The sequence below is a fragment of the Amycolatopsis keratiniphila subsp. keratiniphila genome, assembly GCF_001620365.2.
Classification (GTDB): domain Bacteria; phylum Actinomycetota; class Actinomycetes; order Mycobacteriales; family Pseudonocardiaceae; genus Amycolatopsis; species Amycolatopsis keratiniphila.
The window spans coordinates 388,163-404,132 of record NZ_LQMT02000005.1 but is presented as its reverse complement, the minus strand read 5'-3'; the positions used below and the strand labels follow the sequence as shown (position 1 = coordinate 404,132).

Genomic DNA, 15,970 nt, shown 5'->3' with positions numbered 1-15,970 from the left:
CGTCCCAAATCCTCCACCGTCGCGAGTTGGTTGCTCGGCGCGCCGGAAGTCGACGATGTAGGAATCGGGACGTTGAGTGTCCCAATTCCTACATCGTCGATCGGTCTATCGGCTCTCGGAGCTTGATCAACGGAAGATTGGGGGCACTCAACGTCCCCAATTCTCCGTTGATCTTGGTCGCGCAGTTGGGCTGGCGGGGTCGCTTCGCCTCACCGCGATCTCCGTCAACGTACGGTGGCACACCTTCCCCGTACGCCCCAGCGGCAGCTCAGGAAGCGCGATCAAGAACTCCGGCATCTTGGCGGCAGCCACCCCCCGGTCGGCAAGAAAAGCCTTCAGCTCGGGCAATCCCAGCGATCGTCCACTGAGGACGGAAACACACGCACAGAGCCGTTCCCCCAGAACACCGTCCGGCACCGGGACACAGGCGACCTCGCTGATCGCGGGGTGGTCACCCAGCGCGAGCTCCACTTCGGCCGGGCTGATGGTGTACCCGCCGCGGATCACCACGCGTTTGCGCCTGCCGGTGACGTGGAGCCTGCCCTCGTCGTCGAACCGGCCGTTGTCCCCTGTCCGCACCCAGCCCCCGTCGAGCCGGTACGCCGCGTCCAGTTCGGGCGCGCCCACGTAGCACAGCGGTGTCATCGGGCCCCGTGCGCAGATCTCGCCGTCGACGAGCCGCACTTCGCAGACCGCGGGATCCGGGACGCCGACGCCGTTTTCCGGCATCGTCGTATGGCAGTTGACCCCGTCCGAGGAGCCGTAGATGTCGACCATCCCCACGCCGAACCGCCGTCGGCAGGCGGCGCGCGTCGAAGGTGGCAGGGTGTCGCCGCTCGACACGATGGCCGCGAGTCCGGAGGTGTCCACGGCCGCGGGATGCTCGACCATGCGCCGCCACATCGCGGGCACACCGAACACATGGGTCGGCCGGTGCTCGGAGATGAGCCGGAGAGCCGCGCCCGCCTCGAACCGGCTGGCCAAGATCAGCGTGCCGCCGAGGCGGCAAAGGGTCACCGCGACACCGAACGAACCGAATCCCGACGTCAGTGAGACGAGGACCAGATCTCGCGGTAGCTCGGTCCCGCCGTGCACGGCACGGACGTAGTTCGCCCGGCCCCCGGCGAAGGCGTTGTGCGAGTACGCGACCATTTTCGGTTCCGATTCCGAGCCGGACGACACCAGGATCCGGGCCGGGGCATCCGGGTCGACGTCGCCGACGCGACTCGGCTTCGACGAGCCCGACACTCTCCCGCTTTCGATGACGAACCGGACGCCGGCGCGTTCGAGGAGACCGTCCGCCCCGCGCGGCAGGGGCAAGACCACGGCGCCGAGCGCGAGGATCGCGAGTTCGGCGACCACCGCGGCCCGTCCGTCGGGTTCCCTCACCGCGACGATATCCGCCGAGCCGCATCCGGCGGCCGACAGTCGTGCGGCCATCGCCCGCACTGCGACGTCCAGCGTCGTGTAATCGAGCGCGCCTTCGTCGTCGATCACCGCCGTGCGAAGCGGATGCTCGCCCACCTGGTCACGGAACAACGAATACAGATCGCGGTCCGGGCAGTGTCCACATCGGACCCATTCGCGGCGCAGTCCGGCGGGAACGAGGTCACGCAGGACGATCCCGGTCTCCGACTTCCAGATCATGACGTGAATTCCCACGGCGACGCGACAAGCGCGCAGTCGGCATGGATGAGGGCGCGGGAAAATCGCGGATCCGCGGCGAGTGCGGCGAGGTCGTCGCACACCGGCACCGACAGCGGCCGGTCGCATCGAAGGCGGGCGCCCGCGTTGAGCCGGTACGCCGCGGACAGGAGTGACGACTCGACCCGCGTCGCGCCTTGGGCCAGGCCCGTCACGATTCCGTGCGCGCACACGATCCCGCCGAACACGTCGACGATCGTCATCAGCGTCGGCGGGACCCCCGCATAGGCCTGGACGACGAAATCCGTGCCCACCGGCGGTTGGGGCCCCAGTTCGGTTCCCCATCCCGACGCGTGCGCGTACAGGATCCCCGGCCGGGCACGCGCGAGATCGAGCGCGCTCAACGACCACCGCTCCGCCTTGCCCGGCGCCCAGTTGTGCAGGAACACATCGGCCCCGGCGGCGAGTTCGAGCAGATGCCGCCTTCCCTCCGGTGTGCTCAGGTCGATTTCGACGACCTCCTTGCCGTCGTTGAGCGCACGGAACCGGGCCGACGTGTGGCCGGCGATCGGCGGAACCCACCGCAGCGGATCACCGCCCGGCGGCTCGATCCTCAGCACCGTCGCGCCGAGAAGACGTAGCAGGTGACCCGCGAGCGGGCCCTGGACCCGGCGACAGGATTCGAGTACGACCAAGCCGGACAACGGAAGCGGCTCCACCGCCCGCACCGGACGGTAGCCGCGGCCCTCGCCGCTCACGACGAACGCGGGAGCCCGGTCGAGCGGCTCCTCCGCCGTCCGCACCAGAGTCATGCCCGTCAGGAGGGCGATCTGTTCGAGCTCGCCGACCGGCCGTGCGGCAAGTGCTTCCCACAACTGCGATGGCAGCGGGCAGGTCGCGGTCGCGAACCGGTGCAGGAACGGATGCCAGCCACTCGAAATCGCGCGTGTGCCGACTCCGAGCGTCGTCCAGAACCGTTCCCAGACCGCCGGTTCGAGTGTCTCGATCTCGAACGAGACACCGTCGGCCGCGCGGAAGGGCGGCCCGCCGGGGACCCACGGCTCCCGATGCTCGTCCACGGTCGTCGCCGCCGCGAGATACTGCGAGATCGCCAGCAACGCCGCCTGGGCCAGCGAAGTGGACACACCGCGCAGCGGGATTCCGCGGCCACGCGCGAGCTTCAGCGAGACGGCGCCCAGCGCCGCGAGTTCGGCCGCGAGGATGGACGCGTAGTCGAGACCGAGCCTGGTCGGCTCGCCGAGGCTCCGGCCGTGCACATGCATGATGCCGCAGGCGGCCTGCACGTCGAATTCGCCGTCCAGCGGCAGATCGAGTGGCCCCGCCACCGTCACGGTGTCCAGCGCGGTGATCATGCGGGACGCCTGCCCCGCACCGAGTACACGACACACGAAGACGCTCGGAACCCCGGATCCCGCATGACCGCACGCACTTCGGCGAGCTCGCCGTCGGTCATCCCCGCGGCGACCAACCGGTCACGCAGGTGATGTGTGTGGTGGATCAGCAACTCCAGCCCCGGCGATCCGGCTCGCCACGGGAAGACCGCGGGCACCGGATCGACGTCGACCAGCCCCGCGGCGACCATGGACGCGGCTGCGCGACGGCCCCACGTGCCGTCCCCGCCCGCCATCAAGAACGCCTTTTCCTTGGCCGCCAGGAAAGTCTCGTAAAGGTTCGCGGCCCTCACGTCGGGCGCGAGCAGGACCGGGCCGTAGGAGATGTCGAACTCGTCGATCTGCATCCACCCGCCCGGCTTCAGCGCGCGGACCAGTTTGCGGAGTACGGCCTCCCGCTCCGGCAGATGCTGCAACACCAACCGGGTGTGGACGAGGTCGAACTCCTTCTGGGGCAAGGGATCGTGGACGATGTCGTGCCGAAGGACGGTCAATCCCGGCGCGGGGGCGATGTGGTGGGGTTTGATGTCGGTCGCCAGCACCGTACCGGTCGGTGCCACCCTGGCGGCGAGCCACTGTGCCACGCCGCTGCCACCCGCGCCGACCTCGAGACAGGACCAGCCCGCCCCGACCCCGGTTCCCGCCAGCCGCGCGAAGGTGACCGGGTCGTACGCCTCGGAGAGACAGCGATGCTGCTCGACGGCGTGCCCGCTGTCGTTGTCGAATGCGTAGGCCGTGCTCACGTCCACCTTCCCGAACCGTTCGTTTCGGCCGTGCCGGTCAGCCGCGCCAGCAGTTCCAGGCGCCGCACCTTTCCCGTCCCGGTTCTGGGGACCTCGTCCCACGGGAGCACCACGGGCTCCCCGAGCGGCGGCAGGCCGAGCACCGCCTTCCGCCAGTCGTCCTCGTCCAGCCCGTCGTCGGTCACGACCACCGGGATCGGCGCGCGCCCGGCCGCGGAGAGCACCACGCATTCGGCGATGGACGGGAGCCGGTCCTCGATGGCGTCCTCCACCGCGAGGCAGCTCATCCCCGGCACGCTGTCGACCTCACGATCGAGCAGTGTCACCGCACCACCGCGGCCCACCACGCCGAGATCACCGGTGTTCCACCACCGCCCGTACACCTTGGCCTCCCACCGGTCCTGTTCACCCACGTACGCCACGCATCGCGCCCGCGTGCGGGCCAGCAACAGCCCGGCGGTGCCCCGCGGCACCGGTTCGGCGGTCTCCGGGTCGACGGCCCGCAGCCGGGCGAGGCCGGGCAACGGCCTGCCGAGATCACGGGTGGTGTGCGCGGTACGCCTGGTGAAGAACCGGAACGACAGCGGTCCCGTCTCCGATTGGCCCCAGCCCTGCATCCACAGTGGACACTTCCGGCCGCTGGCGCGGAGCATCGTCCGGATCACCGGTGGGTGCACGGCGTCGTAGGTGCTGACGAACCTCCGCACCCGGAGGAACGGGTTCTCCGGCGAGTTCGCGAGTGGCCGCCAGCGCACGAACGCCGACGGGAGCGCTTCGACGACGGTCGGCCGATGACGGCCGAACATCGACGACGCCGAGGAAGGGTCGCCCAGGACCACGATCCCCCGCGGCGCGAGGCACAACGCAGACGCCGTCCAGCAGAAGGTCCGGCCGTGCGCGTACGCGCTGGCGTTGGCCAGCACGTCGTCCCGCCGGATACCGAGGACGGGCCAGCGGACCGCCTCCGGCCGCGCCAGCCGGTCGATGATCGTCCGCGTCGTGTGGACCACCAGCTTCGGCGTCCCGGTCGTCCCCGAGGTGTGACAGATGAGCAGCGGATCGTCGGCGTGCCTCCGGTGTACCGCGGGTGGCGGCGCGGGGGCGAAGTCCTCGACGCGCAGGATCCGGTCCGCCCGCAGGGAAGGCCGGTCGGTCACCAGCACCGCCGGGCCGAGACGCCGCAGCAGGAGCTGCACGGTGTCGTCCGGCAGCGCCCCGGACAGCTTCGCCGGAACGGCGCCGATCCGTACCGCGGCGCAGGCGAGCAGGTCGTAGTCCCAGTGGCCGCGTTTGACGATGGCCACCCGGTCCCCCGGCCCCACCCCGGATTCGGCCAACCATCCCGCCGCGTCCCGCACCAGCCTGGCGAGCCCGGCGACCGGGTACGCCGTCCCGCGCTCCGGGGCGATGTCGAACGGCCGGTCGAGGTACACCCACGTCCGGGCGCCCGCGCATTCGTCGAACAACGTGCCCATGTCGTGCGGCTTCATCGACCTCCGCCCTCCTCCGCCGGCTGCACGACGCGACCGGCCAGCCGTCGCGCCGCCCGCAGGCCGGAGCGGACGGCCGCCTCGCTGCACGGGCTCAGGAACACCCAGTCACCCGCGTAGTCGACGACGCCACGACCGAGGTCCGCCTCGAACCCGGCGCGCAGGGCCAGCGCCCGAGGTGTCGCTTCGGGCGCCGCGTGGCGTACCCGCCGGACGATCGCGCGGCGGGTCGCCGACCGCAGACCGGGGACGAGTGGCTCGGCGGCGCCGGTCAGCCGGCTCGCCACGTCCTCGTCGGAGGCGTCCAGCAGTTCCGGCACCACGGCCGGATGGGCCATGAGCGTGACCAGCCCGCGGCCCTCAGGCGCACGGCCGGGATGTTTCAAATGGTCGAAGATGACCGTGGACACCGTGCCGTTCTCGGCGGCCGGCACCATCAAGGCGTAGTCGGGGCCACCGAGCGGGCGATCGAGCAGCAGGTGCGCCTTGACCACCGGGGTGAACGAACACTCGCGGAGAAAGGCCGAATCGTGCCCGGGATGGAGCCGGGCCGCCACCGGGGCGGGGACGGCCAGCACGACCGCGCGGGCGCTGATCTCCCGCGTGCCGCTGAGAACGCGCGCCGAGGCACCGTCGTCGACGACCCGATCGACGGGGAACCCCGTGGTGACGTCCGTTTTCGCGGCGAGGGCCCGGGCGAAGGTGTCCATCCCGTCGCGATACGCCCGCCAGGTCGGCGGTGGCCCCACCGCGGTGAGCAACGCCAGCAAGGGGGCCACGGCGGACCGCGCCGGATCCCAGCCGAAGAAGCCGGACACGATCGGTTGCAGCAGGTAGTTCATCAGGTCCGGGTGATGCGGTGCGGCGAACTCCGCGACGGTGGCGCCGCCCAACGCCGAACTCTCCGGCCGTCCGGTGTCGAACGCGCCCCTGATCAGCCGTGCCGCGTCCAGCCGCGCCCGGAGGGACAACCCGGCCCCGGTGATCAATCCACGCGTCTGCGCGACGCCGGGCCTGGCCCTGCCGCGCCACATCGCGATGCCGCGCCCGATCGGGGGCGCCGCGGTGGGTCCGACACCCAGTTCCGCCAGCAGCCGCCAGGTCTCGTCGTAACCCCGCTCGGCCATCTGCTCGGCGCAGGTGTCGATCAGGTAGCCGTCCTCGCGCAGGGTGGTCATCCGGCCGCCGACCACGTCGGCCGCCTCGAAAACCCGCGCCTCACAGCCTGCCTTGCCCAGCTGGTACGCGGTGGTGAGCCCGGCGACGCCCGCGCCCACGATCGCCACGTCGACATCGGTCACGTGATCACCACCAGGTTCACCAGGACGAGCGTCAGCACGGTGAGCCGGTGGATCCGGATGCCGAGCATGCGCGCCCGCAGGATGTCCCCCACCGCGAAACCGAGCCACAGCTGCCATCCGCGGGACACGATCGTGGGTACCAGCGCGAGGGGGAACCACCACGGGCCGCCGAGGGCGGGGACGGCGAGGATCAGCACGAGTTCGGCCGCCGACACGCCGATGACGAAGAACATGTTGCCCCGTGCCGAAGTCAGGGCGGCCACCGTCGGCCTGCCGACGCGACGATCGCCGTCGACGTCGTTGGTGTTGGAGTAGACGCCGAACAGCAGCGGCCCCAGGCCGAAGAGCAGCGCCTGGGCGAGCGCGAACCCGGTGAACTCGCCGGTCGCGAGGCCGTACGGCGCGAGGACCAGCGCCCAGCCGAGCGCCGCGATGAAGAACTCCTGGAAGCCGTGATAGCTGAGCTTCACTCCCCAGGAGTACTGCAACGAGAAGAAGTAGGTGACCACGATCAGCACGACCGTCCACACAGGACTGTATGGGGCGATCGCGATGGCCGCGAGCCACAGTGCCGCACCGACGACACCGGTCGCCCACGCGAACCGCAGCACCTGGTTCTCGTTCAGCGTCCCCGCCACCAGTGGCTTGCGGTATCGCTTGCGCCGCGCGTCGTCCGGCGAGTAGTTCGTGATGTCGCTGCCGTCCCGGTAACCCGTGAGATCGTCCAGCGCGACCATCGCCGCGATCACGAATACCTCGCCGAGCAGGAACACCCCGACGGTCGCCAAGACACCCGGATCGAACCTCGACATCGGCGCCAGCAACGTCCACACCACGACCACGCCGAGGTAGTAGTCGACGATGTCGAGCTTCGCGAGCCTGAAATACGCTTTGCCACGGGAGACGGCGAGGGTGGTCATCGCGGGTCGTCCAAGGCGATCAACGCGGCGAACGACCGGTCGCCGCCGTAGTCCAGCTCACGCCGGTCGAGCAGGCGGGCGCCGGGAAGCAGGGCCAAGTACTCCTCCACGGTCCGCAATCTCGAGAACCGGCCGACCGGGATCTCCGCCTCCTCGTACTCGATCAGGACGAGATGCCGTGCCGCCGCGGCGATCGCCCGGCACGCTTCGGCGATCTCGTCCTCGTCCAGGACGTGCATCAGCACCCACACGCAAACGGCGACGTCGAAACGCCTGTCCTGCCACGGCAGCCGCTGGACGGTCGTCCGCACGAAGTCCACAGTGGACAGATGCGCGCAGTTCGCCCTGGCGAGCGTGAGCATGCGCGGGGTCATGTCGATGGCCGTCAGCGCACGCGCGTGTGCCGCGATCGACGGCGTGAGCCTGCCCATCCCGCAGCCGATCTCCAGCGCGGATCCCACCTCGCCGAGCGATTCCAGGAACGTCGTGACGAGCCGGATGGTGCGGGCGGTCGTCCCGGCCGCGAGTTCGGCGGGCTGGGAGGCACGCATGACCCGGGTCAGCCCGGCCCGTTCCGCGCGTTTGCGCCACTCGTCGGCGACCTCGCTGGGCGCGGGGGTGCGGGTAACCTGCTGCATCACGACTCCTTCGCGAATCGGCACACCGCGTCCGCGATGCGTTCCACCTGCCCGTCCGTCAGGTGCGGGTAGATCGGGATGGCCAGCGTCCGCCGCGCGGCGAGCTCCGCCGCGGGCCAGGCCTCGCCAGGCCGGGCGAAGGGGGCGAACGCGGGTTGCCTCGGCAGCGGCGCCGGGTAGTAGACGTGCGAGCCGATCCCTCGCGCCGCGAGGTACTCACGGAGTTCGTCCCTGCGCTCGCAGAGGAGCGAATAGACGTAGTAGCACCGTCCATCACGAGCCGGAGGCGGTGCGAGCACACCGCAGCCCTCCAGCTCGGCGAAGCGTCCGGTGTAGTACTCGCCGATCCGTGCCCGGCGCCTCAGCCGCCGGGGCAACGTCGGGAGCCGGTACAGCTGGAACTCCGCCATGATCTCGTCGAACCGGCTGTTGTAGCCGACGCGGTGATACACGAACCTCGACTTGCCGTCCTGGCCGTGGTTGCGCAGCATCCGCACCGCCGAGCCGAGCCCGGTGTCACGGGTGACGACCATGCCGCCCTCGCCCGGCATCCCGAACGTCTTGACCTGCACGAACGAGTAGACGCCGGCGTCGCCCCACATCCCGGCGGGAACGCCCGCGAGCGTCCCGCCCTGGGCGACCGCGGAATCCTCCAGCAACCGCGCGCCGGCCTCGGTGGCGATCCGGCGCAACTCCGGCATGTCCGCCATGACCGAGAACATGTGCGCCGGCATGATCACCTTGGTGCGCGGCGTGACCAGGCGGGCGACCGCGGCGGGATCGACGACCATGGTCCACGGGTCGATGTCGGCGAACACCGGCGTCGCGCCGAGCAGGGCGGGCGCGGCCGCGAGCGGAGCGCAGCCGAAGGCGGGCACGATCACCTCGTCCCCGGCTCCGACGTCCATCGCGCGCAAGACCAGCGTCAGTGCCGAAGTTCCGCTGCCGCAAGCGACCGCGTCCTCGGCGCCGACCGAGTCACGGATGGCCGCTTCGAAGCGGGCCGTGCGCTCGCCGAGGATGAATTTCTGCTCGGATGCGAGGCCGACGCGATGGACGATGTCCAGCAGTTCGGCACGGTCGTCGTCGAAGAGATCGGTCGGGAAGAACGGCAGGGTCATCCTCGCCGCCCGTGGTAGAAGTCGCGGATCGCGTCGCAGACCCGGTTGCAGTCTCCGGCGGGCATGTCCGGATACAGCGGTAGCGCGAGCGTGTGACGGCAGGCGCGCTCGGCGTTCGGGAATTCACCCTTCCGGTAACCGAGACCGTCGAAGCAGGGTTGCAGATGAAGCGGGGTCGGGTAGTAGATCTCGGTCTCCACACCCACCGCCGACAGATACGCCGCCAGATCGTCCCTCGCGTCGACCTCGACCACGTAGACGTAGAACACGCTGTCCGGCCGGTGCTCCGGCACGTTGCGCACACCCGCCACACCCGTGAGCGCTTCGCCGTACCGGGACGCCAATTCCGCGCGCCGGGCGATGTCGCCGTCGAGCGTGGTGAGCTTCGAGAGAAGCACTGCGGCCTGGATGTCGTCCATCTTGCTGTTCACGCCGGGCAGGCCGGTCGCCGTCGAGATCGCGGGGAAGTCGGCGATCGTGGCGCCGAAGCGGCCGTGATGGCGGAGCGCGTCGGCGGTCGCGGCGATCCGGGCGTCGTCGGTGAGCACGGCGCCGGCGTCACCGAGCGCGCCCAGCGTCTTCGTCGGGAAGAACGACAGCACCCCGCCCGCGCCGAACAGGCCGGCGTGCGTGCCGCGGTGACGCATGCCGATGGCCTCCGCGCTGTCCTCCACCACCGTGAGGTCGAGGCGCCGCGCGACGCGGAGGACACCGTCGATGTCGGCGAGCCGGGAGAACAGATGCGTCGGCATGACGAACCGGGTGCGCTCCCCGGCGGCGTCCGCCACCGCGGCGGGATCGACGCCGTACCCGTCCGGCTCGATGTCGGCGAAAACCGGCCTGCCGCCCGCGAGCACGACCGAGGTCGCCGTCGCCCCGAAGGAGAAGGCGGGAACGATCACCTCTTCGCCGGGCAGCAGCCCCGCCGCCCGCAGCAGGAGGACGAGCGCGTCCGTTCCGCTGTTCACCCCGACGACGAACCTCGCACCGGTGTACGCGGCCAGCGCGGACTCGAGTTCGGCCACCTTGGCACCGTGCGAATACTTGCCATTTTCGATGACGTCGAGAATATGTCGCCTGGTGCCGGCCCACGTCCGCTCGAATGTGGCCGATTGATTGAAGAAAGACACCGACAGCGTACCCACCTCCGGTGGTGTAGGAACCGTTTCCGAGCGTAGGACAGGCAATCCGCCCGTCCGCCACGTTCGCACTTCCTGGTCAACCCGTGGCCGAACTGTTGACAGTTGATCTTGGCGATGTCAGTTTCGAAATGGATTTCCGATTGCGAAACTCGAGGAGCGGGCTCGCCAGTGCGATCATTCGTCGTTGGACTCGGCCGGGCAGGAGCGGGTCTGCATCTCCCCGTCTTGGCCAAACTGCGTGAACGGACCCCGAAGCTCTTCGGCGACCATCCCGTCGTGGCCTGCGAACCGAGGGAGATCGCCGTCTCCCGGCCGGGTCTGGTGGTCGCGCCGACCCTCGGCGCCGCGGCCGACGGGCTCTGCCCCGCCGACACGATCGTGCACGTGTGCACGCCGCCGACCCAGCGGCTGGCGGTGCTCTCCGATCTCGCCGCCCTTGGCTTTCGCAAGATGATCGTGGAGAAGCCCCTCACCACCGACATCGACGACCTCGCCCGGATCGTCCGCCTGCGCCGCAAGTACAAACTGCATATCGAGGTCGTCGAACCCTGGCTCGCCAGCAGTCTCACGGCACGGCTGGTCGAACTCCTCCGCGGTGGCCGGTTCGGCTCCGCGAAGTCGATCGACGTCGTGCAGAACAAGCCGAGGTTCCGCCGGTCGCTCGTGCGGCCCGGTCACCCGACCGCGTTCGATGTCGAACTGCCGCACGGGGTCGCGCTCGCGCTGCGGCTCGCGGGCGCCGCACGGGTCACCCACGCGTCGGGAACCGATCTCGAGGTCGAGGGCAACATCGGCCCGCGGATGGGCGGGGCCGCCGTCGGCCTCCGGCACAACTCGGGTGTCCACACGGAGATCCGCTCGGATCTGACCTCCCCGGTCCGCGAGCGGCGGGTCACCGTCGAGTTCGAGCAGGGCAGCGCGGTCGGGCATTTCGCGGTGAGCGGCGAGGACCATCACTCGCAGTTGACGCTGCGTTCGAACGGCCGGTCCGAGCACGTCGTACTGCGGGACGACGCGATGACGGAATGGATGTTCGACGCCTACCGGAAGTTCCAGCTGGACGGGGAGCAGACGCAGGGCTTCACCTTCGCCACCGAGGTGGTACGGCTGCTGTCGGTGGCCAAGAACATCTGCGCGGAACCGGTCACCAGCCCGGAACCCGACGCGGTGGCGACCCATGCCGGATGACCCGGTGCTCGCCGGCATCACGGACGAGGCGGCGTACGACATCGGTGGGCAGCTCTCGGTGCTCGACGAACTGGGCTGGAAGGCGATCGAGCTGCGCACGGTCGACCGGGAGGCGGTCGCCGACCTCACCGGCGAACGGTTCGACGCCGTCGCGACCGCCTTGTCGGACCGTGGTGTGCGCGTGGTCTGCCTGGCGTCCCGGATCGGTGGCTGGTCCCGTCCGGCCGGCACCGATTTCGAGCACGACCTCGAGGAACTCGACGTGCTCGCCGGACGCGCACGAGCGATCGGCACGCGCTACGTGAGGATCATGTCCTATCCGAACGACGGGTTGAGCGATCCGTCCTGGCGCGCGCTGGCCATCGAGAGGATCACCGCGCTCGCCGAACGGGCCGAGCGGCATGGGGTGACGCTGCTTCACGAGAACTGCTCGGGCTGGGCGGGCACGCGGGCCGAGCGCATGCTCGACCTGCTGGACGAGGTCGCGAGCCCGGCGCTGAAACTGTTGTTCGACACCGGCAACGGCGTCGCCCACGGTTACGACGGGTTCGATCTGCTCGCCGACATCGTCGCCCTTGTCGAACACGTGCACGTCAAGGACGCCGACGAGCGCGGCTTCACCCTGCCCGGCCAGGGCACCGCACGGGTCGCCGACTGCGTGAAACTCTTGCGGGCCAACGGATACCAGGGTGCCTGGTCGCTGGAGCCGCATCTCGCGATCGCACCGCACGAAGACGGGGTGCTCGCCGACGGCGCGGCGGACACCTTCGTCGCCGCGGGCAGGGCGATGGCCGGGCTGCTCCGATGATGCCCGGGGACCGGAGCCTGCTGCTGAAGCTGCTCGATCTCCCGACGGCCGGTCCACTCGAAACGAAGGGTGAAGTCCGCCTGTGGGACGCGATGCGGACGTACGCCGACGCCGCCGCCGGCCTCGGTTTCGACGTCCTGCGATTCGCCGCACCGGATCCGTCGGTGCTGGACCGGCCGGGGGTTCCCCTCCTGCTCCGCGACACCGGCCCCGGATTCCTCGCCTGCCAGCCGAGCCTCGTGCTGCGGATCGGCCCAGCCGCTCCCGCCGTCATGTTCAACGTGCACCTCGACACGGTGGCCCCGTTCGAACCGGCCGGTTTCGACGGGACCAGATTCGTCGGCCGCGGCGCGATCGACGCCAAGGGGCCCGCGGTGGCCCTGCTGGCCGGTGTCCGGGCCGCGCTGGCGACGGAGCCGTCGGTCGGCCGGGACGTCGGCGTCCTCATCCAGGCCGTCTCCGGTGAAGAGGGCGGGGCGATGGGCACCTTCGGCACACGGCCGCTCGTCGAAGCGGGATTCCACGGTGAACTCAACATCTTCTGCGAGCCGACCGGACTGCGGTACCTCCCCCGCTGCTCGGCGTCGATGACCGCGTGCGTGCGAGTGGACGGCGAAGACGCCATCGACGACGAGCCGCACCGAGGGCACAACGCGACGGTCCTGCTCGGTTTCCTCGCCCAGCACCTCGCGGACGACTTGCCGAAGCACGGCCAGGTCTGCGTCGCGGGCTTGCACACGGGTCGGATGCACAACAGGGTGTACGGCCGCGGCGAGCTTCTGCTCAACATCCCTTACGACTCGCCGGAAGCGGCGGCGAAGATGGCCGCGGCGCTGGAGGACGGGCTGAGGACAGGCCTCACCGCGTTCGAAGCCAGGTTCCGGCGGTCCCCGGCGTTCGCCCGCACCGCGACCGACGCGGCGAGGATCACCGGCCTGCGCTGGCTGAAACGCGATCTGCCTGTCTTGCCGGCGCAGGACATCCCGCTGCTGGACGCGTTCGTTCCCCGCTGGCCGGACGACGAACCCGGGTTCACCTGCGACGCCCTGTGGCTCGCCGGCGTACCCGGTGCCAAGACGGCCGTTCTCGGTCCCGGTTCGCTGGGAGCGAACAACGCGCACTCGCGCGGGGAATACGCCGATGTCGGAGAACTCGACCGGTTCGGCGATCTCGTCCACGAGATCGTCGTGCGGTTCGCCCGCGACGGAGGAGCATGACCGTGCTGGTGCCCTATCGCGTTCTTCTTTCCCTGGTCGTCGGGATCTTCGTGGATCGCGGGATACCCGAGGACCGGGCGGCGATCGCCGCGACCGCGTTGTGCCACGGCGATCTCACCGGGGTGACTTCGCACGGCCTCGTGAACCTGACCCGGCTGTACCTGCCTCTGCTCGATCAAGGGCGCGCAGAGCCGAAGGCGGACATGGCCGTCGAGACCGACCTCGGCGCGTGCGTCCTCGCCGACGCCCGCCGCACCCTCGGGTTGTGGTCGGCGTCGCAGGCCATGGAACTGGCGTGTGCCAGGGCTTCCCGGCACGGCATCGGCATGGTCTCGCTGCGCGGGGCGACCCATATCGGCTGCGCCGGGCACCACGCCGCGCGGGCCGTCACCCACGGCATGATCGGCCTCGTCGCTTCGAACTGCGGCGGGCAGCGCATCGCCCCGCCGCCCGGCGGCACGGCCGCGATGCTCGGCACGAACCCGCTCGCGCTGGCCTGTCCCGCCGGTGGCGCGCATCCGTTCGTCCTCGACATGAGCACCACCGTCGTACCGACCGGCCGGATCCGGGCCGCGGCGCGCGAAGGCAGGGAGATCCCGCCGGGCTGGCTCGCCGACGGCGACGGTTCCCCGGTGACCGATCCCGCCGCGTTCGACCGGGGTGAAGCCCATCTGCAATGGCTGGGCGGCGGTCCCGAAACGGGCGCCTACAAGGGATTCGGGCTCGGCCTGCTCGTCGAGGTACTCGGTGCGCTGGTACCCGGCGCGATGCTCGGCGCGACTTCGGCCGACGGGAACCGCGACGACGACATCGGGGTGCTGACGCTCGCGATCGCTCCGGACGTGCTGCGCACCGGGTTCGCCTCCGACGCTTCCGCGCTCTTCACGGCGGTGCGGGAGTGGCCTGCCCGCGATCCCGCGGTCCCGGTCGTCTACCCCGGCTGGCACGAGGGTGAGCGCGCGGCCCGCCACCGTGCGCACGGCGTGCCCGTGGCCGACGCGGTCTACCGGGAACTCCGCGCCGCGGCGGAGAGGACGGCGAGGTGATCCGGGTCGGTGTCGTGGGCCTCGGTGTCATCTCGCGGTTCTACCTCTCCGCGGTGGAGCGGTCGCCGTCCTTCGACCTCGCCGCGGTCTGCGATCTCGATTCCGCGGAACTCGCGAAAAGCACCGTGCCCGGCTACCGCGATCATCGGGAGATGCTCGCGGCCGGAGGGCTCGACGCGGTGATCGTCACGGCTCCGAACGACGTGCACGCCGCCGTGTGCCGGGACGTGCTGGACGCGGGTCTGCCCGTGTGCGTGGAGAAGCCGATCGCCACGAGCCTCCTCGACGGCGAGGATCTCGTGGAGCGGGCGGCGCGGCGGGATGTCGCCCTGTTCACGGCGTTCCACCGGCGGTACAACGGCAACGTGCGCGCGTTGCGCGAGAAGATCGCGGGCGGGCCGCCGATCGATTCCGTGACCGTGCGCTACCTGGAGCGGATCGAAGAGCACGTCGGCGGGGATCGCTGGTATCTCGACGCGGCGCGATGCGGCGGCGGATGCGTGGCGGACAACGGACCGAACGCCCTCGACCTCGTCCAGTTGTTCCTCGGCACGCTGACGCTGCGAGACGTCCGGATCAGCCGCGACGCGGACGGCATCGACCGGCAGGCGACGCTGGAGCTCGACGGCGCGGTCGTCGAACTCGACTGGTCGTTCCCCGGGGAGGTCAAGGACGTCGAGGTCCGGCTGGCGGACGGCACGGTCCTGCACGCCGACCTGCTGGACGGCTACCCGGAGTTCAAGGAATCGCTGTGGCACGAGTACAAAGGGCTGCTTCGCGAGTTCGAGGACGCCGTACGCGAGGGCGGTTCCTGGCGCGACAACGGTCTGGCCGCGCTGTCCATAGTGGACGATTGTTACCGGAGGGAGAACGATGCGGGAAGACGGGCCGAAGCGGGAGATCGTCGGCACGGTGGTGAAGGTGCTGGTGCACCGGCGTGACGACCGGGGCATGAGTCTCGAACCGTTCGCCAGCCGGTGCGTCCGCGCCGGCGAGGTGCACGAACTCGTGACGACCAGCCACGACGACACGGAGCCGGGCGCACGCATCGACCACGTCGGCTTCCTCGGATTCGCCGAGATCGACCGCGCCGGCGTGATCGACAGGGGCGACGAAGTGTGGATCGGCGGCGAACTCGTCGGCACCGTACTCGGCTTCGACGGCTGCCATTTCCCCAACCACTACAACATTCTCATCCACACCGCGCTGCCGGTCACCGGTGAGGGGATCGGCCTGAAGCCGGAGCGGGAGGTCTGCTTCCGGGGCCGTTAGCTTCCGTCGCGAGTCGTCCGTCCAGACA

Annotated in this window: 15 protein-coding genes; 6 read left to right on the top strand and 9 right to left on the bottom strand. The window is 70.3% G+C overall.

Features of this window, described 5'->3' with window-relative positions; all coding sequences use genetic code 11:
- Positions 1–147 precede the first annotated feature (147 nt).
- The 9 genes from AVR91_RS03925 to AVR91_RS03885 are packed head-to-tail and all read right to left on the bottom strand — an operon-like array spanning position 148 to position 10,399.
- On the bottom strand, positions 148–1,647 hold the full coding sequence (locus AVR91_RS03925; protein WP_063276333.1) for a class I adenylate-forming enzyme family protein: 1,500 nt from the start codon (positions 1,645–1,647) through the stop codon (positions 148–150).
- Entirely contained in the window at positions 1,644–3,017 is a 1,374-nt protein-coding gene (locus AVR91_RS03920; RefSeq protein WP_063276332.1) for a CoA transferase, read from the bottom strand. Before AVR91_RS03920 ends, AVR91_RS03925 begins: the two co-directional genes overlap by 4 nt.
- Positions 3,014–3,805, bottom strand: coding sequence for a class I SAM-dependent methyltransferase (locus AVR91_RS03915; protein ID WP_063276331.1), 792 nt, complete (start codon positions 3,803–3,805; stop codon positions 3,014–3,016). The genes AVR91_RS03920 and AVR91_RS03915 overlap by 4 nt, the downstream gene beginning before the upstream one ends.
- Positions 3,796–5,289, bottom strand: coding sequence for a class I adenylate-forming enzyme family protein (locus AVR91_RS03910; protein ID WP_211282626.1), 1,494 nt, complete (start codon positions 5,287–5,289; stop codon positions 3,796–3,798). Before AVR91_RS03910 ends, AVR91_RS03915 begins: the two co-directional genes overlap by 10 nt.
- Complete coding sequence (locus AVR91_RS03905) at positions 5,286–6,590, bottom strand: protoporphyrinogen/coproporphyrinogen oxidase (protein ID WP_063276330.1); 1,305 nt, start codon at positions 6,588–6,590, stop codon at positions 5,286–5,288. The genes AVR91_RS03910 and AVR91_RS03905 overlap by 4 nt, the downstream gene beginning before the upstream one ends.
- Positions 6,587–7,510 (bottom strand): UbiA family prenyltransferase, encoded by a 924-nt coding sequence (locus tag AVR91_RS03900; RefSeq protein WP_063276329.1) that lies wholly within the window; start codon positions 7,508–7,510, stop codon positions 6,587–6,589. The genes AVR91_RS03905 and AVR91_RS03900 overlap by 4 nt, the downstream gene beginning before the upstream one ends.
- The gene (locus AVR91_RS03895) at positions 7,507–8,148 is read right to left on the bottom strand and encodes a class I SAM-dependent methyltransferase (protein ID WP_063276328.1); all 642 of its coding nucleotides are present in this window, start codon (positions 8,146–8,148) and stop codon (positions 7,507–7,509) included. Before AVR91_RS03895 ends, AVR91_RS03900 begins: the two co-directional genes overlap by 4 nt.
- Entirely contained in the window at positions 8,148–9,269 is a 1,122-nt protein-coding gene (locus AVR91_RS03890; protein ID WP_063276327.1) for a DegT/DnrJ/EryC1/StrS family aminotransferase, read from the bottom strand. Before AVR91_RS03890 ends, AVR91_RS03895 begins: the two co-directional genes overlap by 1 nt.
- Positions 9,266–10,399, bottom strand: a complete 1,134-nt coding sequence (locus tag AVR91_RS03885) for a DegT/DnrJ/EryC1/StrS family aminotransferase (protein ID WP_063276340.1) — start codon at positions 10,397–10,399, stop codon at positions 9,266–9,268. Before AVR91_RS03885 ends, AVR91_RS03890 begins: the two co-directional genes overlap by 4 nt.
- Positions 10,400–10,579: 180 nt before the next feature.
- Between AVR91_RS03885 and AVR91_RS03880 the strand changes: the two genes are divergently transcribed.
- The 6 genes from AVR91_RS03880 to AVR91_RS03855 are packed head-to-tail and all read left to right on the top strand — an operon-like array spanning position 10,580 to position 15,942.
- Positions 10,580–11,599: a Gfo/Idh/MocA family oxidoreductase gene (locus AVR91_RS03880; protein ID WP_063823201.1), complete on the top strand. Its 1,020-nt coding sequence runs from the start codon at positions 10,580–10,582 to the stop codon at positions 11,597–11,599.
- The gene (locus AVR91_RS03875) at positions 11,589–12,407 is read left to right on the top strand and encodes a sugar phosphate isomerase/epimerase family protein (RefSeq protein ID WP_063276325.1); all 819 of its coding nucleotides are present in this window, start codon (positions 11,589–11,591) and stop codon (positions 12,405–12,407) included. The genes AVR91_RS03880 and AVR91_RS03875 overlap by 11 nt, the downstream gene beginning before the upstream one ends.
- On the top strand, positions 12,404–13,624 hold the full coding sequence (locus AVR91_RS03870) for a M20/M25/M40 family metallo-hydrolase (protein WP_063276324.1): 1,221 nt from the start codon (positions 12,404–12,406) through the stop codon (positions 13,622–13,624). The genes AVR91_RS03875 and AVR91_RS03870 overlap by 4 nt, the downstream gene beginning before the upstream one ends.
- Entirely contained in the window at positions 13,621–14,670 is a 1,050-nt protein-coding gene (locus AVR91_RS03865) for an Ldh family oxidoreductase (protein WP_063276323.1), read from the top strand. The genes AVR91_RS03870 and AVR91_RS03865 overlap by 4 nt, the downstream gene beginning before the upstream one ends.
- Positions 14,667–15,611, top strand: coding sequence for a Gfo/Idh/MocA family protein (locus AVR91_RS03860; protein WP_063276322.1), 945 nt, complete (start codon positions 14,667–14,669; stop codon positions 15,609–15,611). The genes AVR91_RS03865 and AVR91_RS03860 overlap by 4 nt, the downstream gene beginning before the upstream one ends.
- A complete protein-coding gene (locus AVR91_RS03855) occupies positions 15,544–15,942 on the top strand; it encodes a DUF6917 domain-containing protein (protein ID WP_063276321.1) in 399 nt (132 codons plus the stop codon). Before AVR91_RS03860 ends, AVR91_RS03855 begins: the two co-directional genes overlap by 68 nt.
- Positions 15,943–15,970: the final 28 nt, after the last annotated feature.